At 40.6% G+C, this 24,663-nt stretch carries 18 protein-coding genes; 12 read left to right on the top strand and 6 right to left on the bottom strand.

Going from position 1 to position 24,663, the window contains the following annotated elements; translation table 11 throughout:
• Positions 1 to 347 precede the first annotated feature (347 nt).
• Complete coding sequence (locus CSW98_RS06800; RefSeq protein ID WP_100799714.1) at positions 348 to 2,372, top strand: GGDEF domain-containing protein; 2,025 nt, start codon at positions 348 to 350, stop codon at positions 2,370 to 2,372.
• Here CSW98_RS06800 and yddG read toward each other — a convergent pair.
• Positions 2,369 to 3,277: an aromatic amino acid DMT transporter YddG gene (gene yddG / locus CSW98_RS06795; protein ID WP_100799713.1), complete on the bottom strand. Its 909-nt coding sequence runs from the start codon at positions 3,275 to 3,277 to the stop codon at positions 2,369 to 2,371. The two genes, CSW98_RS06800 and yddG, sit on opposite strands and share 4 nt — an antisense overlap.
• 173 nt (positions 3,278 to 3,450) lie before the next feature.
• Between yddG and CSW98_RS06790 the strand changes: the two genes are divergently transcribed.
• Positions 3,451 to 4,029 carry a histidine phosphatase family protein gene (locus CSW98_RS06790; protein ID WP_100799712.1) on the top strand — a complete coding sequence of 193 codons (579 nt, stop codon included), beginning with the start codon at positions 3,451 to 3,453 and terminating at the stop codon, positions 4,027 to 4,029.
• A gap of 15 nt (positions 4,030 to 4,044) precedes the next feature.
• Here CSW98_RS06790 and CSW98_RS06785 read toward each other — a convergent pair whose 3' ends face one another.
• A complete protein-coding gene (locus tag CSW98_RS06785) occupies positions 4,045 to 4,893 on the bottom strand; it encodes a helix-turn-helix transcriptional regulator (RefSeq protein ID WP_157810350.1) in 849 nt (282 codons plus the stop codon).
• 156 nt (positions 4,894 to 5,049) lie between these two features.
• Between CSW98_RS06785 and CSW98_RS06780 the strand changes: the two genes are divergently transcribed.
• From CSW98_RS06780 to CSW98_RS06760, 5 genes are read left to right on the top strand one after another with little or no spacing between them, the layout of a single operon-like run.
• Positions 5,050 to 6,819 carry a solute:sodium symporter family transporter gene (locus CSW98_RS06780; RefSeq protein ID WP_100799710.1) on the top strand — a complete coding sequence of 590 codons (1,770 nt, stop codon included), beginning with the start codon at positions 5,050 to 5,052 and terminating at the stop codon, positions 6,817 to 6,819.
• 8 nt (positions 6,820 to 6,827) lie between these two features.
• The gene (locus CSW98_RS06775; protein WP_100799709.1) at positions 6,828 to 8,333 is read left to right on the top strand and encodes a sulfatase-like hydrolase/transferase; all 1,506 of its coding nucleotides are present in this window, start codon (positions 6,828 to 6,830) and stop codon (positions 8,331 to 8,333) included.
• A 49-nt stretch (positions 8,334 to 8,382) separates the two neighbouring features.
• Positions 8,383 to 8,742: a YidH family protein gene (locus CSW98_RS06770; protein WP_100799708.1), complete on the top strand. Its 360-nt coding sequence runs from the start codon at positions 8,383 to 8,385 to the stop codon at positions 8,740 to 8,742.
• Positions 8,739 to 9,062 carry a DUF202 domain-containing protein gene (locus CSW98_RS17885; protein WP_100799707.1) on the top strand — a complete coding sequence of 108 codons (324 nt, stop codon included), beginning with the start codon at positions 8,739 to 8,741 and terminating at the stop codon, positions 9,060 to 9,062. Before CSW98_RS06770 ends, CSW98_RS17885 begins: the two co-directional genes overlap by 4 nt.
• A gap of 9 nt (positions 9,063 to 9,071) precedes the next feature.
• Entirely contained in the window at positions 9,072 to 10,271 is a 1,200-nt protein-coding gene (locus CSW98_RS06760) for an anaerobic sulfatase maturase (RefSeq protein ID WP_100799706.1), read from the top strand.
• A gap of 229 nt (positions 10,272 to 10,500) precedes the next feature.
• Here the strand turns inward: CSW98_RS06760 and CSW98_RS06755 are convergent, their stop codons facing one another.
• Both CSW98_RS06755 and CSW98_RS06750 read right to left on the bottom strand, forming a co-directional pair.
• Positions 10,501 to 11,253 carry a LytR/AlgR family response regulator transcription factor gene (locus tag CSW98_RS06755; protein ID WP_100799705.1) on the bottom strand — a complete coding sequence of 251 codons (753 nt, stop codon included), beginning with the start codon at positions 11,251 to 11,253 and terminating at the stop codon, positions 10,501 to 10,503.
• Positions 11,250 to 12,332, bottom strand: coding sequence for a sensor histidine kinase (locus CSW98_RS06750; protein ID WP_100799704.1), 1,083 nt, complete (start codon positions 12,330 to 12,332; stop codon positions 11,250 to 11,252). Before CSW98_RS06750 ends, CSW98_RS06755 begins: the two co-directional genes overlap by 4 nt.
• A gap of 143 nt (positions 12,333 to 12,475) precedes the next feature.
• Between CSW98_RS06750 and CSW98_RS06745 the strand changes: the two genes are divergently transcribed.
• The 5 genes from CSW98_RS06745 to CSW98_RS06725 all read left to right on the top strand — a co-directional run bounded on the left by CSW98_RS06745 (position 12,476) and on the right by CSW98_RS06725 (position 21,834).
• Positions 12,476 to 13,582 (top strand): efflux RND transporter periplasmic adaptor subunit, encoded by a 1,107-nt coding sequence (locus CSW98_RS06745; RefSeq protein WP_100800036.1) that lies wholly within the window; start codon positions 12,476 to 12,478, stop codon positions 13,580 to 13,582.
• Positions 13,583 to 13,594: 12 nt separating this feature from the next.
• Complete coding sequence (locus CSW98_RS06740) at positions 13,595 to 16,660, top strand: multidrug efflux RND transporter permease subunit (protein ID WP_100799703.1); 3,066 nt, start codon at positions 13,595 to 13,597, stop codon at positions 16,658 to 16,660.
• A gap of 79 nt (positions 16,661 to 16,739) precedes the next feature.
• The gene (locus CSW98_RS06735) at positions 16,740 to 17,501 is read left to right on the top strand and encodes a MipA/OmpV family protein (RefSeq protein ID WP_100799702.1); all 762 of its coding nucleotides are present in this window, start codon (positions 16,740 to 16,742) and stop codon (positions 17,499 to 17,501) included.
• A gap of 159 nt (positions 17,502 to 17,660) precedes the next feature.
• Entirely contained in the window at positions 17,661 to 18,689 is a 1,029-nt protein-coding gene (locus CSW98_RS06730; protein WP_100799701.1) for an efflux RND transporter periplasmic adaptor subunit, read from the top strand.
• Entirely contained in the window at positions 18,679 to 21,834 is a 3,156-nt protein-coding gene (locus CSW98_RS06725; RefSeq protein ID WP_100799700.1) for an efflux RND transporter permease subunit, read from the top strand. Before CSW98_RS06730 ends, CSW98_RS06725 begins: the two co-directional genes overlap by 11 nt.
• Positions 21,835 to 21,900: 66 nt before the next feature.
• Here the strand turns inward: CSW98_RS06725 and CSW98_RS06720 are convergent, their stop codons facing one another.
• Positions 21,901 to 22,266 carry a DUF4405 domain-containing protein gene (locus CSW98_RS06720; protein ID WP_100799699.1) on the bottom strand — a complete coding sequence of 122 codons (366 nt, stop codon included), beginning with the start codon at positions 22,264 to 22,266 and terminating at the stop codon, positions 21,901 to 21,903.
• Positions 22,267 to 22,529: 263 nt separating this feature from the next.
• Positions 22,530 to 24,578, bottom strand: coding sequence for a TonB-dependent receptor domain-containing protein (locus CSW98_RS06715; RefSeq protein ID WP_198517298.1), 2,049 nt, complete (start codon positions 24,576 to 24,578; stop codon positions 22,530 to 22,532).
• Between the last annotated feature and the right edge of the window lie 85 nt (positions 24,579 to 24,663).

Here is a 24,663-nt window from a genome sequence, read left to right as displayed (position 1 = left end):
ACTAGACACACACTTAAAGATGAGCAGTATCCTTATACAAGTCGATGTTCAGTATATACCTAAATAACCTCAAGATGCAGAATGGCGAACTTCTGTCTGGAAACTTGAAGAAATATGCGTTCTATGGATTATTAATTTGAAAAATAGAGTAAAAATCAGAGTGTTTTTTCTGTTATGAATGACTATTCAAGATAAAAAACCTAAAGAAATCCATATGGTGGTTTTTTTGTTTGTTGTCAAATTGTATAAGAAAAAGATTGTATATCTGACATGTTTTTGAGTGTATTATTACAATTATATTAAACATAACTATTTATTACATTATGTGCAGAGTTATATTATTGACAATGAGTTATTTATGGTTAGCAGTATGCAGTAATTTTGCCTATGCTAATAGCTATTCATCTCTCAAAGTTTATAACATAGCTGTTGAAGCGGATGACATAACCACACGGGCATTATTCAATGCTGCATCGAAACATTTCAATTTCATTGTTAAGTATGTTACTTACCCAAGCTTTGATGCGATCTTGAAGGCAATTGAAACAGGAAACGCTGATTTTGCTGCAAATGTTACTTTTACGGAAGAAAGAGCGAAACTCTTTGAAATATCACGTCCAACTAATATCGAATATACCTATCTTTTTAGTAAAAAAAGAACCCGGTTAAATGAGATTAAAATTGTGGGAATTCCTGAAGGGACGATTTATGGAAGTTTAATTCATGAGTATTATCCTGAGCTTTTACAAGTGTCTTACCTCGGACATGATGCTGCAGTAGCGCTTCTAAGGAGTAATCGAGTTGATGGTGTAGTTGATGCCATAAATCAGCTTAAACCCATGGTTATGAAGGGGTTTGAGGCCGAAATCTTGAATGATCAGATTCCTATTAAACCGGTATCAATTGTAGCACCAACGGGACGACATACCGATTTACTGGAACAGATTCAGAAATATGCACACAGTGAAGCTGTGCAAAAGATATTGAGTGCTGCAATTAAGGAATATCAATTTACTATTCGCGAACAGTCTTTACGTCAGACCGTGAAAAAAAGTGGATTAGACTTAAACCGGACATATAAGGTTAAATCAGAAAACTTGGATGAGTATACAATGTATAAAGAGGATGGTAGCGTCGAAGGTATTAGTGTAGATGTTGTCTCTCAGGCATGTGATATATTATCTATTAAGTGTGAAATTATTAGTAAAAAAGATGAGACTTGGGAAAGTATGTATTCCGATTTGTTGGAAAATCGAATTGATATTCTTTCTCCTATGATTATTTCTCAGACACGAAAACCTTATATGTATTTTAGTGAACCATTTTACTTTCCTGAGGTAGTTTTAATAAAAAGGGAAAATTATAAAAATAATGTATATGGTAATATTTCTGAGCTCATCACGGAAAAAATTGGAGTTATAAAGAATGATTTTTATGATAATTTATTAACTCGAATGTTGCCGAATAAGGTTTTGTATAGATATACAAACCAAGATGATAAAGTCGAAGCATTACTAGAAAATAAAATTGATTATATGGTATTAAGTCGAGTCAATTATAATCATTTATTATTAAATTCAGAGAAGCTATTGCCTATTGAAGAGGAAACACTCATTGGCAACTTTTATTCTCCTCAGGTAGCAGTTGCATTTGCTATGAATGAAACGGGAAAGAGGCTTGCGCCTTTGTTTTCTGAAGCAATTCAAATGCTTAATCTACCTAAGATCGTAAATAAATATAATATTATTCCTGATTGGCGTGCTACTTTGTTAGCAGAGAAAAAATTTAATCGTTATCGATTGTGGTTTCTTTTCTTACTTCTTACTTTAGTTGGTGTTGTTGCTTATTATCTTCATGTCCAGTCAACGACCGACAATTTGACAAGACTTAAGAACCGTCGTGCATTGTACCGAAAATATGCACGAGGAATACCGGCTTGGCATACAGTTGTATATCTGGATGTGAATAAATTCAAATCGATTAATGACACATTAGGACATGCTGTTGGTGATAATGTGTTAAAAGTGTTAACGGATAGGATTAATCTTTATTGGAAGGGTTCTGCTTATCGTATGGGAGGAGATGAATTTATATTAACCAGTGATGATCGAGACGATAACGTATTAAATTCTATTGCGAATCTTGAGTATTTCGTTTTTGTTGATTCACAAAGAAAATTAAAATTTTCTGTCACGACGGCAATAGGTATATCACAGCGAAGAAATAAGCACATGACACTGGAAGAAGTGCTGCTGCATACAGACGCTGAAATGTATAAAGCTAAGCATAGATCTCGTGAATTACCTCCTTCTGAGATGGAAACAAGCGAAGAATTTACCGATTCAGATTCACTTGTATTTTTGGGAAATTAGTAGTCCGGTTCCGGTGTGAGTGGTTCCTCTCTGGTTGACCACCAACACATAAGAGAACCCAGAGTCACCATAGCGACACCCAGCCAAAAAGATTCTGGGAGTAAAACGGATAACGTTAACGATGAGAGTATGGCTGAGAATATGGGGACGAAGTAAGATAAGGTTGCCAGAAACATCATATTCCCGCCAACGATAGCAATATTCCATAACCCATAGCCGCCGGCCATCATAATACTGGAGATGGCCAGATAGCTAAGACCTGACCAGGAAAACGTCATAATGCTGTCGGGTGTTAAAAGAAACTTAACCCATAACGTGATGGCTGTAACAATAAAAAAAACGGTGATCAGATTACCGTTATTTTTTTGCTGTTTGGTCAGATTACAGTAGCCAGCCCAGATAAAAGCACCGGTCAGAGCCATTAGGTATACGGATGGATTACTGCTGACATTCGCAATCCATCCGTTGACAGAAAGATTTTTTCCGCCACTAATGCTTAATATTACACCGGAAAAAGCAAGAAACAGGCTGGGATAAATAAAAATCTTAGTTTTTGGCTTGGTGAGGATTATGGCAAATAAAACCGTTAGAGCTGGCCATAAATAATTAACAATTGAAACTTCAATTGCCTGCATTCGAGAATTGGCCATACCGAAAGAAAGGGAGAACAGTACTTCATAACTGGCAAACATCAGGCTGCCGAGGATAAAATAGCTCCAGCCAAAAGTTCTGAGTTTAGGTAATCCGACAAATTTAATCAGTAGCAGCGAACTTAGACTATATAAGCATGCAGCACCACCTAGTGGGCCAAACTGTTCCATACCTAAACGGGCACAGCCAACCAGTCCGCTCCATAATAGGATCGCGAGACCACCGTAGAGAGTGTATCGGGTCTGTTTTATCATAAAGATTATTAGCCTTTTAATATCAACTGCTCACATGCTTTTTGACTTGTAGCATATCTGCTGATTAATATCCATCAACTGCTTTGGAAAGTAGCAGAACTGGAGTCGCAATTTGGATTATATGCTCGCTCAGAGTTATAATCTCGTAATGGAATGTCTCTGATGGAATTGTTATGACAAAAACTTTTTATTTAATGCGTCATGGAGAGACCCTGTTTAATACCAGACGTAAAATCCAAGGATGGTGTGATTCACCATTAACTCAAAATGGTATCCGGCAGGCACAGGAAGCCGCAAAATTTTTTGATACGATAAAGCTGGATCACTTATACAGTTCTTCTTCTGAACGCGCCTGTGATACCGCTGAACTTGTTACTCGAAACCGAATGTCTTATAAGCGGTTAAAGGGTCTGAGGGAAATGAACTTTGGGGTGTATGAATCGGAAAGTGAAGACCTTCATCCTGAGTATTCCTCGCGGGATAGTCACTATGTGCAATTCGGTGGCGAATCCCGGCAGCAATTGCGTGAACGTATGCTGGAGACCTGTACTCATATCATGGAGCAGGATGAGCATGATTCTGTACTTGCTGTATCACATGCCGGAGCCTGCAAGCAGTTCCTGTCTCATTGGCATGACCCGAATAAAGTACTAAAAAATGGGATCCCGAATTGTTGTATTTTTCAGTATCAGTACAGTGACAGAGTATTTAAGCTGGTTGACATTTTTCATTTTCCCGACTTGAAAGAGTGAGTATAATATCTATTACTATAGTATTTTATATAGCTCTTTTTTAGATGGTGAAAAGCCAAATTTATTTTTAAATGCTTTACTAAAATGAAAATTATCATAAAATCCCAACTCTCTTGATATTTGATTTATAGTACAATGTTGATGGGATAGAGATGCATAAGCATAATCTAATTTAGCATCAAGCAAATATTCTTTTGGGGATTTTTTTATATATTGAATAAACAATTTACGTAGATGTGATTCGCTACAATTTACAATAGATGCGAGCTCCTTTATTGTCCATTTTTTATCTATTTTTAAATGAATTTCAGCTACAACCTTTTTTACTTTTTCTAATTCAGTATTTGATTCAGCTGATAAGTCGGCAAAGACTAACCATTCATAAATTAATTTGTTAATCATGGCTACACCTAATCTATCGAATTTTAAGTCATTTTTTTTAAGAGAGTCTATGGCTGTTTTTATTTCATTTTTCATGCTTTCCTCTTCTAATGTAATTACTTGTTCAAGCGGAAAAACACTAGCCCCGGTAGAAATGAATTCCATCCAGTTTAACTCCCATATCAAATCACAACAGAAGTAATGAGTAATGTCTGCTGGAACCAGAAATACTACACAATGTCCATCAAGACTTATTATTTTATTGTTTTTTAAGTGAATCTGGCCGTGGCCCCGTCTTGAATAAACGGCGACAATGGTATTATCTCGCAAAGGTAACAGACGGTCTTTAGGCCAGATAACCCGGTAAGTACTGGGATCTCCAATAGTGTCCCAGAGTGATAATAGAGTCAGTCCCGAGATATTAATGTTTTGGTTGATCGAAATCACATCGTTGTGAAGTGAATCGTTTTTTACATCATTCATGACATTTCTTCCATTGTGATATCTGTTTTTAAGTTCAAAATCTGAAACACAAAGTAATTTGTAAGACATAAATATAGCAATAAGTAGATATTATTACTGTGAGAAGGATAGAACAATGTTAAATATTAATCATAATCAAATAAAGGGAGGCACAACATGTTTACTTTAGTCTCATTCTTGTTTTTTACATGTTTAGTTGCTTTAATCTCTTACTTAAAGACTCGCAAGGAAAATCTTAATCAAGTTGAAGGATACTTCTTAGCTGGAAGAAGCCTACCATGGTACATTATTGCCGGATCCTTATTTTTAACTAATATTTCAGCTGAACAGCTTACGGGTCTTAATGCCAATGCCTTTATGAACGGTGCCAATGTTATGGCATGGGAAGCTACATCGGCGTTAACTCTTATTGTTCTTGCTTTTGTTTTCTTACCCAGATATTTGAGATCGGGTATTAGTACAGTTCCTCAGTTTTTAGAGAATCGTTTTGGTAGAAGAATGCGGTTGGTTTCTTCATTTATTTTTATTTATGCCATTGTAATTGGTTTTCTCCCTTTTGTACTGTACGCCGGAGCGATTACTTTAGGTAAGTTATTTAATGTTAGTGATATTTTTGGACTTACCTTCAATCAAACAATCTGGGTTATGGTTATTAGTATTGGTGTGATCGGTGGTATATATGCAGTTTTTGGTGGTCTAAAAGCGGTTGCTGTTTCTGATACCATAAATGGCGTTTCTCTTTTGATATGTGGTTTGTTAGTCCCCGTTTTAGCTCTTTTTAGCTTAGGTGAAGGTAGTTTCTCACAAGGGGTTAATATACTGATTACAGATGCACCTGAACGCCTAAATGCCCCAGGGATTACAGAGAATGCTAATATTCCATGGCATGGGATGATATCTGGTGTGATTATAATAAACTTGTTTTATTGGTGTACAAATCAGGCTATTGTACAACGTGCACTTGCAGCTAAGAATTTGGCTGAAAGTCAGAAGGGAGCTCTAGCGGCAGGGTTACTAAAAATTGTCGGTGTTTTGATGTTGGTGCTTCCGGGCATTGTCGCCTGGCACCTACACCAGCGGGGTATGTTACACATACCTTTTAAACTTCAGGATGGGGTATCGACGAATATCATTAATGCTGATATTTCTTATCCAACCTTGGTACAAGCGGTATTACCATCATGGCTGACAGGACTATTTGGTGCAGCTATGTTTGGAGCCATCCTCAGCTCATTTAACAGTGGCATTAATAGTCTGTCAACATTGATTAGTTTAGATATATATAAACAAATAGTTAATCCTGAAGCGAGTGATATTCAGACAGTAAGAGTTGGAAAAATATTTGGCATTGCTACCACGGTCATCTGTATTATTGCAGCACCATATATCGCGAATGCCAACTCATTATATACTCTAATGAGAACCATTATGGCTGTAATCAATGTGCCCATTTTTGCTGTAGTACTCCTTGGTATTATATCAAAACGAGCTCCGGCTCTTAGCGGATATGTTGGATTGGTTTTTGGCATGGTATTTTTCTATATATCGCATTTTATTTTTAAAGATGATTTTGGTTTTATTAAGTTACATTGGCTGAATCTTGTTGGATTAAATTTGATATTGATGCTGGGGATTATGCTAACTATTCGTTATTTCAAACCAATGGAAGAAGAATATCAACAGGCTGTTACAAATGATGTTGAGATGACGCCATGGAAATATGGTTCTTTATGCGCCTGGGGGTTAGGTTGTTTGTTCCTGTTGCTCTATCTGATTTTATCACCTTTAGGCATTACTTCACCTTATGGTTCTGTTATTCAGGCAATTCTTATTGCAGTTGGAATAACAGTGGTTATCTATGGAATACAAAAATGGATTAGGAGTAGGCATCTTCCTGTCACAGAACAAGAATTGGCAAATAATTAGGTATAGTTATGAATATAAAACCGAACATTATTTTGATTATGACTGATACTCAAGCCACTAACATGGTGAGCTGCTATACAGATCAAAATCTTAATACAGACAATATTGATGCATTGGCAGAAGAAGGGTATCAATTTACATCGGCTTTTACTTGTGCACCTGTTTGTACACCTGCTCGGGCTGGTATCTTCACGGGTATATATTCGAGTCAGGCTGGTCCCTGGGCGAATAATATTGCATTAGGCCAAAATATTTCAACGATGGGGCGATATTTTAAAGATGCAGGGTATGATACCTGTTACATAGGAAAATGGCATCTTGATGGGCATGACTATTTTGGTACAGGGGAATGCCCGGAAGAGTGGGACCCTGAATATTGGTTTGATGGAGCCAGATATTTGGAAGAACTTACTGATAATGAAATAAGTTTGTGGAGGAATGGACTTAATTCCGTTCAGGATCTTATCGATAATGAAATTACTTCTGAATTTACTTGGGCACACCGAATTTCAGACCGTGCGATTCGTTATCTGGGAGAAAAACATCGTGAAGAATCACCATTTTTAATGGTTTTATCTTATGATGAACCTCACCATCCGTTTACCTGTCCAATTGAATACTTAAATAAATATGGTGAATTTAAGTATTCTCTTGGAGAAAAAGCTTTTGATGACTTAACAACAAAACCAGATCATCAAAAATTGTGGTCTGAAGCTATGCCTGCTCCTGTTGATGCTGAAGGGAGATACCATCATCCTCTTTATTTTGGATGTAATGATTATGTTGATGACCAGATTGGCAGGGTGATTGGTAAACTAAATCAGACGGAACTAGAGAATACCTGGATTGTTTATACATCTGATCATGGTGAAATGATGGGTGCGCATAAGCTGATCAGTAAAGGCTCTGTAGCTTATGATGACATTACACGTATTCCTTTAATTATTCGTCCGCCGGAAAAAATAAATAATCAGAAAATTGATGTTCCTGTTAGTCATATTGATATTTTACCTACATTGATGTCATTAGCAGGTATACAGCAACCAGATATCCTTCAGGGAAGTAATATATTGAATTTTCAGTCAGATCAGCAGCGTGGTGTTATGATTGAATTTAATCGATATGAGATTGAACATGACAGTTTTGGTGGATTTATTCCAATGCGGGCATGGGTCGAGAATGATTATAAGCTGGTTATTAATTTATTTACTTCCGATGAACTTTATGATCGAAATAAAGATGTCAGTGAAATTTATAATTTAATAGATCATCCTGATTATATTGAAATAAGAAACAAAATGCATGACAACTTGTTGGCCTATATGGAAAAAGTCCGAGATCCATTTCGGACTTTCGAGTGGGCAACACGACCATGGCGGATGGATAAGCAGCCTCAATGGATGGGTTCTTTCAGACCAAGACCGGAGGACGGCTATTCGCCAGTTGTCCGGGATTATGATACAGGTTTACCAACCCAAGGAATAAAGGTTGAGGACAAGAAATTGAAATTTTAACATAGATATGCAGCAATCATAATGGTTGCTGCGATTTCAAGAAGATTTTATGCAAAGACAACCAAATAAAAACTGGAGACTGCAAGGCGATGAACCGGATTACCGGTTTTCTCTTGCTAATGAACGTACTTATTTAGCCTGGATAAGAACAGCTCTTGCGTTGCTTGCAGGAGCTATTGGTATTGATCAATTAGCACCCGATTTAGCTAATCAGGATCTCAGATTGGTATTGTCTGTTTTTTTATGTTTATGCTCTGGAGCATTAGCTATTTTTGCTTATAGACGCTGGGCCTTGAATGAACGGGCAATGAGAAATAATAAACAACTGAGATATACAAAATTTCTTAAGGTCATAAGTGGATTATTATTCGCCTTAACTATTTTTATCATTATAATGGTTCTTTTATGATACGAGATCCTGGTCTTCAGCCAGAACGTACTTCACTCTCTTGGGTGAGAAGTCAGCTCTTGCTTATTATAATATCTACTGTCTTTTTTAAGATGGGTGTAAAATATGCTTACCATGGATTAAATATTGTTTCTTATGCTCTATTTGTATTTTCTCTTGTGATTGTTATTTATAATAGATATAAGTTTAATAAAGAATGGAATGAACAATTCACCGTTACGCAATTAGATGTAACAATCAAGGCTATATTTTCTATATTGATAGTGTTGTCGTGTGTCGTCCTTATGTCCTACTTTATTTTTAAGCTTATATTGGAATGAGGTATTAATATGAGCATAACAGTGAGTGGCTGCCATGTTATGGCTAAACCATCGGGTTCAATTTGTAATATTGATTGTAAATATTGTTTTTACCTTGAAAAGGAGAAGTTATACCCTGAACGCAATCTGAACTGGAGAATGGATGAACGAACACTAGAAGCTTATATACAACAACATATAGATGCCCAAGAAGGTAATGAAGTGATATTTGCATGGCAAGGTGGTGAACCAACGTTATTGGGAATTGAATTTTACCAGCGAGTTATTCAGTATTGTGGACAGTATGCACAAGAGAAAACCATCCATCATGCTTTTCAAACCAATGGCATTTTAATTGATGAGAGATGGTGTGAATTTTTTAAACAGAATAATTTCCTGGTAGGGCTTTCGATTGATGGTCCGCAAGAATTACATGATTATTACCGAGTGACACGCTCTAAAAAAGGAACTCATGAACAAGTGATGAGAGCTGTTCATTTGTTTCACCTGTATGATATTAGTTTTAATACATTGACCGTAGTTAATGATAAAAATGTCCATGAGCCAATAAAAGTTTATGAATTTCTGAAGGAGATTGGTTCAACATATATTCAGTTTATTCCATTGGTAGAACGGAAAATTAATGCTGGTGAACATTTGGCAGGTCCAAATGAACCGTTTGCATCAGTCACATCATGGTCGGTAAATGCTAACGATTTTGGACAGTTCCTATCGGTTATTTTTGACTACTGGATAAGAAAAGATGTCGGCAGTGTTTTTGTACAACTGTTTGATTCTGTATTCGGTTCCTGGTTAGGTCATTCCGCTGGTCTTTGTGTTTTTTCTAGGACATGTGGGCATGCTTTTGCACTTGAAGCTAACGGTGATTTATATCAATGTGACCATTATGTTTATCCGGAATTTAAACTTGGTAATATTCATGAAATGACGATTAAAGAGATGAATAAGAGTAAAGAAGCCATACAGTTTGGATTGAATAAACAGAACTTATTAGATACGGACTGTAAGCGATGTCGTTTTCTTTTTGCATGTAATGGAGGCTGTCCAAAACATCGGTTTGAGATATCTTTTTCTAGTTATCCAAATCATAATTATCTGTGCCGAGGTTATTATCATTTCTTTTCTCATATAGAGCCATATATGGGAGTTATGGTACAACTGATTAAGCACGGGCGACCACCAGCAGACATCATGAAATTTGTGAGATAGCTATTATTCGGTCAGTCGATCACTTTGGTATCTCAAAGATCGTATCCGTTGATAGAGTGACATTCGATGTCATCGGAAGTCATTAGTATGCTCCTATTGCAAACTTGTATAAGTTCGTTATCGTTGATCTGTAACTATAGTCTTTATGCTAGAGCGACAGCGTTTATATTAGAACAATAGTTTTTATGCTCTTCACCGGATGTGTTATCCGCAGAGCAGATTTTTATTGTTAATATTTATTGGGTAGTGACAGTCTGCCTTTTAGTTCCTGTATCCGATTTCTTGCGACAGGTATTTCAGTCTCTGGCTGATAGGTTAGGGCAAACCAATTTCTTTCTTTGCGTTTAAGGCTCTGTACGGAGGTCAGGTTAATCAGATAACTTCTGTGAATCCGTATAAATCCATGTTTTTCCAGCTTCTTACAAAAGCTTTCTAATGTGTCTTCTGTTATCAGTGTCTGATGCTGATAGCGTTCATTACCCTGCTGTTTAAAAGTAATACGCTGGTAGCGTCCCAAACTTTCGATATAAGCAATGGCGTTAATATCGATCGCATGTTCCTGTTGTCCGTCGCCGATTAATATAGTCTGAACAGATTGGTGACGATGGGTACTCAGTGTTCCCAGTGTGAGATGTATTTTATCGATACATTGTCTGACTCGCTCGGGACGAGCGGGTTTAAGTAGATAGTCAATAGCCTTGGTAGTAAATGCATCTACGGCATGTTCGTGGTAGGCCGTTACAAAAACAAGATGATAGGAAAGGTGTTTGGTCGCTTCCGCTATATCAAACCCATTGCATTCCGGCATCTCAATATCCAGAAATACAATATCTGGCTGCTGCTTTTCTATCGCAATAATCGCTTCATATCCATTAGTGGTGGTTGCAATGATCTCTATACTCGGGATTGTGTTAAGTACCCGCTCAAGGGCGATAATTCCGGCAGGCTCATCATCAACAATAATCACTTCAAATCTTTTCAAGCTGGTTCTCCATGTTGTAATGGGATGCCGACATGTATGGTGGTTTTCTGAGCATTATTGGTAAACGTAAATGTATGTCGATCAGGGTAGTGTAGTACCAGCGTTTCTTTCAGTATTCGGAAACCTTGTCCATCCTGAATGTTGTTATCTGATGGGGATGTTTCCCTGCTGTTAGTGACATCTATGGTTAAGATATCATCGGTTATCTTGGCTGTAATCGATAAGGAGGTTTGTTTTATGGATTTAGCTACGGCATGTTTTATTGCGTTTTCTACCAAAGGTAATATCAGCATTGGTGGAAGCATCGCTTGTTCTGCATCTGGGGTGGTTTGAATATCAATAATCAGCCGATCTTCAAAACGATTTTTTTGTATATTCAGATAGTGTTTGATTAAAAGAAATTCTTCACTGAGTGATACCAGCGTTTTTTTGCTCAGTTGTAAGCTAAAACGCAGTAGGTCACTTAGGTCGTATATCAGCATTTCCGCTTTTTCAGGGTTGGTCTGTATATCCGTTACAATCAGATTCAAAGTATTAAAAAGAAAATGAGGGTCATTTTGTAGTCTGAGCATCTGAATTTCAGCCTGTTTAAGGTTCATCTGCAGAGCAAAATTATCTAGCCTGAGTTGCCATAGATGTCCGAGAGTAGTGATGACGACAACTTGAAACAGAAAATTGGCTCCGGTAAGCATATTGGTACGTAATTCAGGAAGCTGAGAATATTGGCTGCTGATCTGATATTCGATAAGCAGAGCGAAGACCATAAGGGTTACATTACTTAAGGATTTTCTCAAAAGGTTATGATGTTTCTGAAAAAACAGGTTAAATCTTCCGAAGAGTTGATATAAAAACCAGAACAGAACAAATAACGTATAAAGGCGCATAATTACACACCACATATGATTAGGCAGTCCGGTTATATCAGATAGTGATGTAGCGATACTCAAGCCAACCAGATACAGCAGAATATTAAAAACCGGCCAGATAACAAGTAGTACCAGATGGCTTTGTAACGGTGTTTTTAGGGTATTGACGTTGACCACATTTTTTACCTGCAACAGGTTATTATTCGACATCATACAATAAATCAAATCCTTTATTGTTAATAAAGACCATTGATACGCGAAAACGTACCATTGATTCTCTGTGCCCGATTGATGCCGGAAAAATAAACTATATTGGCACTCCAGTTTTGTATGTCGGTGAGAGAGCTCTGTTCACAATGAAAAAATGGACCTTTTATATGTTGCTGATCGTGGTGCTGCTGTTTGGTAGTGTCATCGGTTTTAACCTTTTTAAACAAAAGATGGTTGCTCAGTATCTGGCCAATATGCCAGAACCCGAATATCCGGTTACGGTAACGACGGTCAACACAGCTAACTGGGTGCCAACCATTGAGTCTATTGGTTTTATCGAACCGAACCAGGGGGTTACCCTGACTACAGAGTCCAGTGGTGTGGTAAAGCATATTGCTTTTGATTCTGGTAGTTCAGTAGCACAAGGTCAGTTATTGGTTTCTCTTAATTCTGATGTCGAAAAAGCGAATTTGCGTAGCAGCAAGGTTCGTTTACCTGCAGCAGAAGCTAAATATCAGCGTTATAAAGGACTGTATCAAAAAGGATCTGTATCAAAAGAGGCTTTTGATGATGCTGAAGCCAGTTATTTTTCTCTTCAGGCTGATATTGAGAGTCTTAAAGCAGCGATTGCCCGCCGTGAAATTGAAGCACCGTTTGATGGTGTGGTGGGTATCCGTAATGTTTTTCTGGGACAATATTTGCAACCGGGAACAGATATCGTTCGCCTGGAAGATACCAGTGTTATGCGTCTTCGGTTTACTATTCCCCAAACAGAGATATCAGAGATTTTTCTGGGGCAACAAGTGAACATTGTTGTGGACTCTTTTCCTGACAAAATCTTCAATGGCAATATTTCTGCAATCGAACCGGCTGTTGATTATCAGAGTGGTCTGATCCAGGTTCAAGCTGATATCCCGAACAACGGTGGTAAATTGCGTAGTGGTATGTTTGCCCGAGCCAGTATTGTTCTTTCTCCGTTAACGGAGCAGATGGTCATTACCCAAACTGCAATTTCTTATACCTTATATGGTGACAGTGTTTTCGTGCTTTATGAGGAAAATGGTGTAAAACGAGTCAGGCAACAGGTCATTAATATTGGAGAACGTAAGGCCGACAAGGTTCATATTTTGAGCGGAATAGAGGCTGGAGATATTATCGTTACATCAGGTCAGGTTCGCCTGAGTAATAGCGCTAAAGTCCGGGTTGTTGAGAGTGATGCAACTATCTCTCCAGCCACAACCCCGTTACTTTAGAAAGGAGGTATTATGCGTTTCACAGATACCTTTATAAAACGTCCTGTTTTGGCTGTCTCTATCAGTTTTTTGATCGTATTGCTTGGACTTCAGGCTATTTTTAATATGCAGGTGCGGGAATACCCGAAAATGACCAATACGGTTGTGACGGTTACTACCAGCTATTATGGTGCCAGTGCTGATTTGATTCAGGGGTTTATTACTCAACCCCTGGAGCAGGCTATTGCGCAAGCAGATAATATTGATTATGTGACCTCTCAGTCGGTGTTGGGACAGTCCACTATCACTGTTACGATGAAGCTGAATACGGATCCGAACAGTGCACTTTCCGACATTTTGGCTAAAACGAATTCGGTGCGTTCACAACTGCCGGGTGAAGCAGAAGATCCTGCAGTGACGATGTCAACTGGTTCGACGACAGCTGTACTTTATATTGGCTTTACCAGTAAAAAACTGGCATCCAGTCAGATCACGGATTATCTGCAGCGGGTGGTTAATCCACAGTTGTTCTCTGTTGACGGTGTATCTAAAGTCGATATCTATGGTGGGGTAAAGTACGCCATGCGTATCTGGCTTGATCCTGCCAAAATGGGGGCGCTCAGGCTCACAGCGAGTGAAGTGATGAATGCTCTGCAAGCCAATAATTATCAGTCGGCAACCGGTCAGTCTACCGGAGAATTTGTGTTATATAACGGTAATGCTGATACACAGATCTCAGAAGTAACAGAGCTGGAACGTCTGGTGATAAAAAATGAAGACGGAAATCTGATTCGTTTAAGCGATATTGCCAAAGTTTCTTTAGAAAAAAGCCATGATAGCTATCGTGCCAGTGCAAATGGCCAGGAAGCGGTTGTAGCGGCGATTAATGCAACACCAAGCGCCAACCCTATTAATATTGCTGCGGATGTGCTGAGTATTTTACCTCAGCTGAAAAAAGATATGCCGGACACTATTGATATGAATGTGTTGTATGATTCAACGGTCGCGATAAATGAATCGATTCATGAAGTCATTAAAACCATCGTAGAGGCGGCAGTGATTGTACTTATTGTGATTACTCTGTTTCTTGGGTCATTACGGGCTGTCATTATTCCTGTAATTACCATCCCTCTTTCTATGATTGGTGTGGCAATGGTGATGCAGGTAATGGGCTTTTCCTGGAACCTGATGACATTGCTGGCTATGGTTCTGGCTATTGGTCTGGTGGTTGATGATGCTATTGTGGTATTGGAAAATGTAGATCGCCATATTAAGAGAGGAGAGTCCCCTTTTCGGGCTGCCATTATCGGTACCCGGGAAATCGCACTTCCGGTAATTGCAATGACTCTGACTCTGGGAGCCGTATATGCACCTATTGCGATGATGGGAGGGATCACCGGATCTTTATTTAAGGAGTTTGCATTAACTCTGGCTGGTTCAGTATTTGTTTCCGGCATCATTGCTCTGACGCTTTCGCCGATGATGTGTTCAAAAATGCTTAAAGTGCATGAAAAGCCAAACCGTTTTGAACTGGCCGTGCATCATATATTAGACCGTATGACCAACCGTTATGAAAGAATGTTGGCTGCGGTAATGCAGAGAAGGCCGGTTATTCTCTTTTTTGCTGTGATTGTGTTTACCGCTCTGCCGGTTCTGTTTAGCTTTATTCCCAGAGAACTGGCACCGGCGGAAGACAAAGGTGTGGTTATGTTGATGGGGACGGGCTCATCCAACTCAAATCTGGATTATCTGCAAAATACGATGGATGAAGTGAATACTATTTTGTCAGAGCAGCCGGAACTGCAATATGCACAGTCATTCGTTGGGGTTCCGAATTCTAATCAGTCGTTTGGAATTGCAACTATGGTTCCGTGGAGTGAAAGGGAAGCCAGCCAGGCAGAAGTAACGGATCGGGTCAGTAAATTGGTTAAAGATATTCCGGGAATGGCGGTGACAGCTTTCCAGATGCCGGAATTACCCGGTGCGGGTTCTGGTTTGCCAATTCAGTTTGTGATCACGACCCCGAGCGCTTTTGAAAGCTTGTATCAGATCGCAACGGACGTCTTAGTTCAGGTCGCGAACAGCCCATATTTTGTCTATTCCAATATCGACCTTAATTATGATTCGGCTACGATGAAGATCAGCATAGATAAGGATAAAGCAGGGGCTTATGGAGTGACCATGCAGGATATAGGAATCACATTAAGTACGATGATGGCGGATGGTTATGTCAACCGTATCGACCTGAACGGACGTTCTTATGAGGTGATTCCTCAGGTTGAACGTCGCTATCGTCTGAATCCGGAGTCAATGAACCAGTACTATGTTCGTTCCTCTTCAGGAAAGGCTATTCCTTTAGGAAGCTTACTCACTATAGAGGTGGTATCAGAACCTCGTTCTTTACCTCATTTCAATCAGTTGAATTCAGCTACCATTGGGGCAGTACCGACTCCCGGAATTGCGATGGGTGATGCCATTAGCTGGTTTGAAGATATCGCGCAAACTACATTGCCGAGTGGTTATCACCATGATTACATGGGGGAATCCCGGCAGTTTGTGACAGAGGGGAGTTCTCTCTACACCACTTTTGGGTTGGCACTGGCGATTATTTTTCTGGTGTTGGCTATCCAGTTTGAATCAGCAAAGGATCCATTGGTGATTATGGTATCGGTACCGCTTGCGATTTGTGGAGCATTGGTGGCTTTGGCATGGGGTGCCGCCTCAATGAATATCTATTCTCAGGTTGGTCTTATCACCTTAGTTGGGTTGATTACTAAACACGGTATTCTTATTTGTGAAGTAGCCAAAGAAGCACAGCTTAATCATCAGAAAAGTCGTACGGAAGCAGTTGTGGAAGCGGCAAAAGTACGTTTACGTCCGATTCTGATGACGACTGCAGCCATGATTGCGGGGCTTATTCCGCTTTTGTTTGCTTCAGGAGCAGGGGCTGAGCAACGGTTTAGCATCGGTATTGTTATTGTAGCAGGGTTGGCTATCGGAACCTTATTCACTTTATTTGTTTTACCGGTGATTTATTCCTATGTAGCTGAAAAGCATCAGCCTTTACCTGTGTTTATTGAAGATTTATCTGCGAAATAATCTGGCAATATAAATAAAATCTGAGTGGGTTAGTATCCACTGGTAACAAAAAGCTAATTTTTTATTGGGGAACAGAAACATGATGATAGCAAAATCATTTTCTTCTAAAACATTGGTAATGTCATTACTGGGGTTATGGGGTTTTAATGCGGCAGCGAATAATTCTATTGGTATCGGTGCTGGTTTTGGTGTGTCTGAGTACAAAGAGTATGAGAGCGATACACAAGCAATACCGGCTATCAATGTAAGTGGTGAACGGTTCTATTTTCGTGGAATGTCAGCGGGCATGTACTTATATAAAGATTCCGTTAATGAAGTGGATCTGGGGCTCTCTTACGCGGCTAAAAAATTTAAAGCTGAGGACAGTGATGACGTTCATCTGCAGGCACTGGATAATCGCAGTGATACCGGTATGGCAGATATCAGTTATCGTTTCAATCATCCCGACATCGGTTCATTGTCGGTGACGGCATCAGCCGATGTTCTGGATAAAACAGATGGTGGCTATAAAGTAGATATAGGCTACCGAAAAAACTTCCGTATAGCCGAATTTGTGGTTGTCAGTCCGGGTGTTGGTGCTATCTGGTTCAATGATGCACTGAGTGAACATTATTATGGTATCAGTGGTGCGGAATCGGCGGTATCTGGTCTAGATGAATATCATCCGGAAGATAATATCTCTACTTATGTAGGACTGGGATGCCGGGTCTTTCTGTCTAAGCAGCTAGCTCTGTTTGCCAATGGGCAGTATCTTTTCCTTAGTGATGAAATTACCAGCAGCCCTATGGTTGACAGGGATTACTCAATTTCAGCGTCTGTGGGACTGAGTTTTAATTTTTAATCAGAAAAGTTGTAGTAACAGATTAAAAATAATGAATTTTTTGAATAGGCAAATGGCGTGATTTAAGAAGATAAATAGTAAAATGTACTAGACTTAACGTTGAATTAGGGTTATTACTTATATTAGTTAATTCTAAATAACAACTTTAGGATCTGGGCTATGCGTAAATTTCTGGTTTTTATCTTCTTTTCTATTTTATCCGGACATGCCTTTGCTGCAGATGGACAGGAGCCGGTATTCACTGTAACGGCTCAGACTGTTCCTGAATGGTTTGTGATGGACGCACAGGTCGAGCCTGTAGATCAGGGGACTGTGTCGGCACAAACCAGCGGGCGTGTCAGTGCCATTGGTGTTGATGTCAATGATGTTGTGCCCGAAGGCCATCTGCTGATTGAAATAACCAATACATCGCAAACTGCCGGATTAGATCAGGCAAAAGCGGCTCTCAAAGCGGCAGAAGCACGAGTCGTGTATGCTGAACAACAGCGTAAACGCCTTGCTGATTTGATCAAAAAAGGTTCAGTTGCTAAGAGAGAATATGATGCGGCACTGACTGAATCCAAGTCGGCAGCCAGTGCTTTGAAACAAGCAAAAGCCGGTGTTGTGCAGGCAAGTGAAAATTTGGGGTATACCCGGATAACTGCGCCTTATGCTGGAGTGGTTTCCGGGAGAATGGTTTCTCTGGGAGAAACGGTAAATCCGGGGCAGGTTCTGTTAAGCGGTTACTCGTTTGAACGGATGCGGATCGTTGCTTCTTTACCCATCCGGTATGCTACCCAGCTACAGGATTCCACACCACTGAGAGTTACCTTTCCGGACGGTCAGTCACTGATGTTGTCAGAACATGAACTGTTTCAGTTTGCTTCTCCTGAAAGTCACAGCTTTGTTCTCCGGGCTAACCTGCCTAAACAGGATTCACCGGTTTGGAAAAATGGTATTTGGGTGAAACTTGCCATGCCGTTAGCCGCAAAGACCAGACTGCTTGTTCCTGAAAGTGCTTTATTAAGGCAGAATGAACTATCTGCGGTTTATGTACAGGAAAGTGGTCATTTTATTTTACGGCAGGTTCGGCTGGGAAGAACAAGTGAAGGTAAGGTAGAGATCCTTTCCGGTCTTAATGAGGGAGAAAGTATTGCTTTGGATGCTTATGCAGTTCTGAGTAGTCAAGGAGGCCGTTATGCGCAGTGAGCTTGGTATCTCCGGGAGAATTGCCAGACAGTTTTTGCATTCGCCGATCACACCATTATTAGCTTTAATCGGGCTGCTGATGGGAATTGGCGCGGTACTCATTACACCTAAAGAAGAAGAGCCACAGATAGAGGTAACTTTTGCTGATATCTATATTCCTTTTCCGGGTGCAGATCCTGAGGAAGTTGAGCAACTGGTCACTATTCCGGCAGAACAGGTGCTGTCAGAAATGAATGATATCGACACCATGTATTCATTTTCTCAGCCGGGACAGGCCATGTTGATTGTGGCTTTCAAAGTCGGTAAACCCCGCCAGCAGGCTCTGGTTGATTTGTACAATCAGCTTGATTCAAATCAGGACTGGCTTCCGTCTGGTCTTGGTGTCGGCCAGCCTTTAGTGAAACCCAGAGCAATTGATGATGTTCCTATTATGAACCTGACACTCTGGAGTAAACAGGCTGATATCACGGCAGAGCAACTGACCCAAGTAGCAAACGGGCTGGAAAGTGAGCTGAAGCATTTACCCGGAACGCGGCAAATTGAAACCGTTGGCCGGCATGACAGGATCGTTCAGGTCACGGTTGATCCGGTGCGATTGAATGCTTATGGTCTGACCTGGATGGGGATGACTCAAATTCTGCAGAATGCTAATCAGCAGAGTAACGGTTTGTCACTGACTCAGGACAACCGGCAGATCAGCTTGCAGATTGGTCATTTTCTGACTTCTGCTGATGAAGTAGGACAGTTAATCGTCAGTACCCAAAATAATCAACCCGTTTATTTAGCCGATGTTGCAGATGTTAAAGAAGTTGCCGATGTTCCCTCACAGAATGTCTGGATGAGTCAAGATGGACAGGTTTTTCCAGCGGTTACGCTATCTATTGCTAAGCAACCCGGCGTCAATGCGGTTGATCTTACCCGTGCGATTACTGCCCGTGTGGAACAGGTGCATAATGTTCTGATCCCGCAGGGAGTGGAAATTACGGTTACCCGTGATTATGGTCAAACAGCAAGTGAGAAAGCCAATAAACTGATCAGTAAACTGATTTTTGCCACTACGGCTGTTGTGATCCTGGTTATCTTTAGTATGGGATGGCGTGAGGCCATTGTTGTTGGTGGTGCGATTCTGCTGACACTGGCGATCACTCTGTTTGCTTCCTGGGTGTGGGGCTTTACCCTGAATCGTATCTCATTGTTTGCACTTATATTTTCCATCGGAATTCTGGTGGATGATGCGATTGTGGTGGTAGAAAATATTCACCGGCATCAGAAGGGGGGGAGCAACTGGAAAGAAGCCATTCCCCAGGCTGTTGATGAGGTGGGCGGGCCGACTATTCTGGCTACTTTTACCGTTATTGCGGCCTTACTGCCGATGGCATTTGTGACGGGTATGATGGGGCCTTATATGAGTCCTATTCCGATTAATGCCAGTACCGGAATGCTTATTTCTCTGGCTGTTGCGTTTGTCGTGACTCCCTGGCTGGCAATGCACCTGCTCAAATCGTCATCCCATGCAACTCATGATCCGGATGGTAAGGCAGGAAAATTCCGCCAGTTTTTAAGTATGTTTCTGACCGGCAGTAAAGCCAAATCATCCCGCCGTCTGCTCAGTCTCGTCGTGGGGATAGCTCTACTTGGTGCGCTTGCTTTGCCTATGGTGGAACTGGTTGTTCTTAAGATGCTGCCGTTTGATAATAAATCGGAATTTCAGGTAATGCTGGATATGCCGGAAGGAACTCCGGTAGAGCAAACCCAGATAGTGCTTCATAATCTGGCAACTGAAGTGGAGAGCTTGCCGGAGGTGACTTCGGTGCAACTTTATGCGGGTACTTCTGCTCCTATGAATTTCAACGGGCTGGTTCGTCATTATTTTACACGCCAGTCTCAGGAACTGGGAGATTTGCAGGTGAATCTGCTGGGTAAGCATGAACGAGACCGAGCCAGTCATGATATTGCGCGTGAAGCACGAGAACGATTGACTCCTATTGCTGAAAAAGCCGGAGGTGTATTAAAAGTAGTTGAAATTCCACCGGGTCCTCCAGTCTGGTCTCCGATACTGGCTGAAGTCTATGGTCCGTCTCAAAGTATGCGGGAAGATGCCGCTATGCAGGTTCAGAATGCGTTCAGAGCTACGGCTGACATTGTGGACATTGATGTCGATGTTCCGGCTACACAGGAACGCTGGACTGTAACTATTGATCGTGCCCGGGCGTCCAAGGCTGGTATATCCGAAGCGACGATACGTCAGACTATTGCTGCTGCTATCAGTGGCTCGGATGTGTCTTATCTGCGGGCTCCGGGACGGAAATATGCTGAGCCAATTCGGTTACGTGTTCAGGATGGAGAAAAAGTGAACTTACAAGGGATCCTCAGTATGAGTATTCCTGCCTCTGGCGGCTCCCGTATTCCGTTGAGTGAGCTGGTACAGATCCGTTCAGGAGCACAGCCACACAGTATCATGCATAAAAATATGCGTCCGATGATTATGGTTACGGCAGATATGGCAGGCGATCTAGACAGTCCGCTTTATGGTATGGCTGATATTTCCGCTAAGCTGAGTCATGACTATCCGCAATGGGACCAATTTCTTGTCAGCCAGCCGGATGGCCTGTCGCATGTTGCTCTGAAATGGGATGGGGAATGGAAGGTAACTTATGAGACCTTCCGAGATATGGGTATTGCGTATTCGGTTGGTATTATCCTTATTTATCTGCTGGTGGTGATGAATTTTAACTCTTACAGTGTGCCGCTGATCATTATGGCACCGATCCCGCTGACCTTAGTCGGGGTTATGCCCGGACATGCCCTATTAGGCGCACCGTTCACGGCGACTTCTATGATAGGGATGATTGCTCTGGCTGGGATCATTGTGCGTAACTCTATCTTGCTGGTTGATTTTGTGAACCAGCAACTGGAGCAGGGGGTTGAACTGGCGGATGCTGTGGTAAACAGTGGAGTAGTCAGAGCTAAGCCCATTATTCTGACGGCACTGGCTGCGATGATTGGTGCGATGTTTATTTTGGACGATCCTATTTTTAACGGATTGGCAATCAGTCTGGTATTCGGTCTGTTTGCTTCCACATTACTGACGCTGGTAGTGATCCCCGTACTGTATTATTTGTATATGCGTCGTAAAATCGCTTAGATGTAAAAAAACCTTCCGGTGGTGTTTGCACCGGAAGGCTACTCAGGTATTAATACCTCAATTAAATCATGTATTTTCTGTTGGTATATTAATCTGGAGCGCACTTTCTGCGCTGGCGTGGACTCCTCGTCCGGAATGCTTATTTGATGGAATGGCTACCGCAATTATAGCTATAAGACATAATCCGATAACAGTACCTACAATTGCATTTCGTTTTAACTTATCCTTATTAAAATAGGAAACAAGCATTTTCCAGTTTATTATTACATGGAATATACCTGCTGCGACGAACAGAAGACCACCCCATTCATGAACAGGGTACAACCCCGGAAATTTTATGTGAAATAACATAAATATTCCCGTGACAGATGTGGATATATAAGTTATTAATAAAAAAGGACTTAACCATGATTTTTCCATTGGCTTAAACATAAGATTTTCCTGATGTATGCTGCTATATTATAAATATATTATCGGAAGTGTACTTAATAAATGGGAATTACATATATTTACAAAAAGGCGCTATAACTTTACATAGCTAATAGTAATGATAATGTTTCAGATTTTATTTATACATTAGGTAGGTTTTTATTTTATAATATGATTCGGTGTGTTTATTTAAGTATGTTTAAGCGAAGGTGTGTTCTCCTTCGCTTAAACATAAACGGTGGTTCTTCTATTGGTTTTAGTTCTTGTCAGAATTTATAAGCGACAGAAAGTCTGAAGTCTCGTCCTGGTTCATAGACTGCTGTTCCATCTTCTCCGATACTGGTCTGGTCAGCATAATTCTCATTAAAGAGGTTAAAAATAGACAGAGACAAGGTCAGGCCATCAAACTGAACAGGATTCCAGGCGGCATTCATATCGTGGACGGCGTAGCTGTCACGATCAATTTCGTCCGCATGCAGACTGTCTACGTATTTGAATGTGTACCCAAGTTTTATCGTGTCATTGGTGCTTGACCACTGGGTATTCCAGACATACTGATCACCAGTGGAAGCACCGATACGGCGGGTTACCGTAATACGATTGCCGTCTTGATCAACAGTTTTAGCATGAGTAAAGCTGATGGATGAAGCAAGTTGGCCTCTGGCTAGCTGAATATTGGCTTCATAACCTTTGCTGGTGATAGGATCGTCATTATAGAAACCGGTTACAGCTGCTCCTTGGGAACCACCAATTTGCTGGATTAGGTTTTTAATCTCGGTGTCAAATGCGGTTAGTTTGATTCTGAACAACTCAACGTAATCAGAATGATAAGGTACTTTGTAGTCTATTCCGTATTCTGTCCGTTGTGATGTCTCAGGTTTAAACGCTTTGTTGTAACTGTTTTTACCTGTCTGGGTATTAAAGGTTGGTGTTCCGGTAATGCTGGATAACCACTGAATCGGAATGACTCCGGTACTGCGCACCGATTCCCCGTAGCCGGCAAACGCATTGAATCCTGAGAGCAATTCATAATTGAAGCTCATACTCGGAGACCATTCTGTTCCGTCAAAAGTTGTTGTGCCATAATCAGTATTATAGCTGTCGAAACGAGTTCCAAGTGCGAATTTGGCCTTACCCCAGTTCATTCTTTCCTGAATAAATAATCCTAGATTATTCGATTGACTGTCTATACCGGTTTGGCTGCCATCGGTATAAGTCTTACCGCTTTCAACATAATAATCAATGCCATAGGATAAGTCGTGTTGGGTGTTTTTAATGTGGAACCTTGAGAGGTTTTTGATATCTCCCCCGATCGACTCACTTTTTACCAGAGTATCAGAAGTCTGATTTTCAAGAGTGCTTTTATTGTAGTAAAGGGTATCTTTAATATTCACCAGTGAGTTTTTGGGTGAAGAATATGCGTGATTCATGGTGATGGTATTTCTTTCACTGATTTGATAAACCAATGTTGCATCGGCATCATAAGCAGTGTCACCACCTCCGTAGCGATATAATCCGCTGTTTTTATTCTGTTCTAAAGACAGACTAATATCATGGTTGTTGAGGTCCAATGCACTGATCTTTAAAAAATACTCTCGATCCTGACCCGCAGAGCCTTTGATTTCAGTCCCATCACCCGTTTTATAGTTTTCAAAATTTTCTGTCGCAACATGTGCCAGAATCCCTACTTTTTCTCCGGCGGCGTATAGGCTGACGGAACCATTTTCCGAATTATCGACACTACCGTAACCGGTTTTTATTTTGGCTCCAATATGCTTATCTGCTGAAAGTAAATCCTGTGCATCAACGGTCTGGTACTTGATACTTCCGCCGAGAGAACCGGCACCTTGATCTGAACTTGGCAAGGTAGAAACTTCGACGGATTTTAGAAGTCCTGCATCAATGCCAGAAATATTACCTCTATGCTGGAATAAGTTACGGCCTTGCTTAGCACCATCGATCGTTACGTTCAGGTTACTGGACTCAATACCGCGAACATAGATTCTTTGAGCCTGACGTGAGCCACCACCAACAGACACCGATGTTTGGTTACGGAAGAGATCCGCTGTATCTTGTGTCTGCATGAGTTGTATTTGTTCCTGATCCAGAGCAGTCAGTGAAGTATCATTGGTTGCTGCCCCTGTCACTACGATTGTTTCTGCATCAGTTATTTCAGAATTCGTTTCAGCATCGGTAGTCCCTAATGCGTCAGGTGTTTTTACATCATCAGAGCTGTGTGCATAGGGTGCAGTAGAGATAGTAAAACAGACTGCAAGGGCTATTTTACTTAATGGATATTTGTTTAAGTTGATCATACTTTCCTCAATAAGAATGCGAATGATTATCATTGAGGGGGGATGGTACTTCTTTACATCAGTCTTTTATATGTATGATAACGAG

Source organism: Vibrio sp. HA2012, assembly GCF_002812955.1.
GTDB lineage: Bacteria > Pseudomonadota > Gammaproteobacteria > Enterobacterales > Vibrionaceae > Vibrio.
Note: the sequence above shows the minus strand (reverse complement) of the source record. Positions and strands in the feature narration are given on the sequence as shown.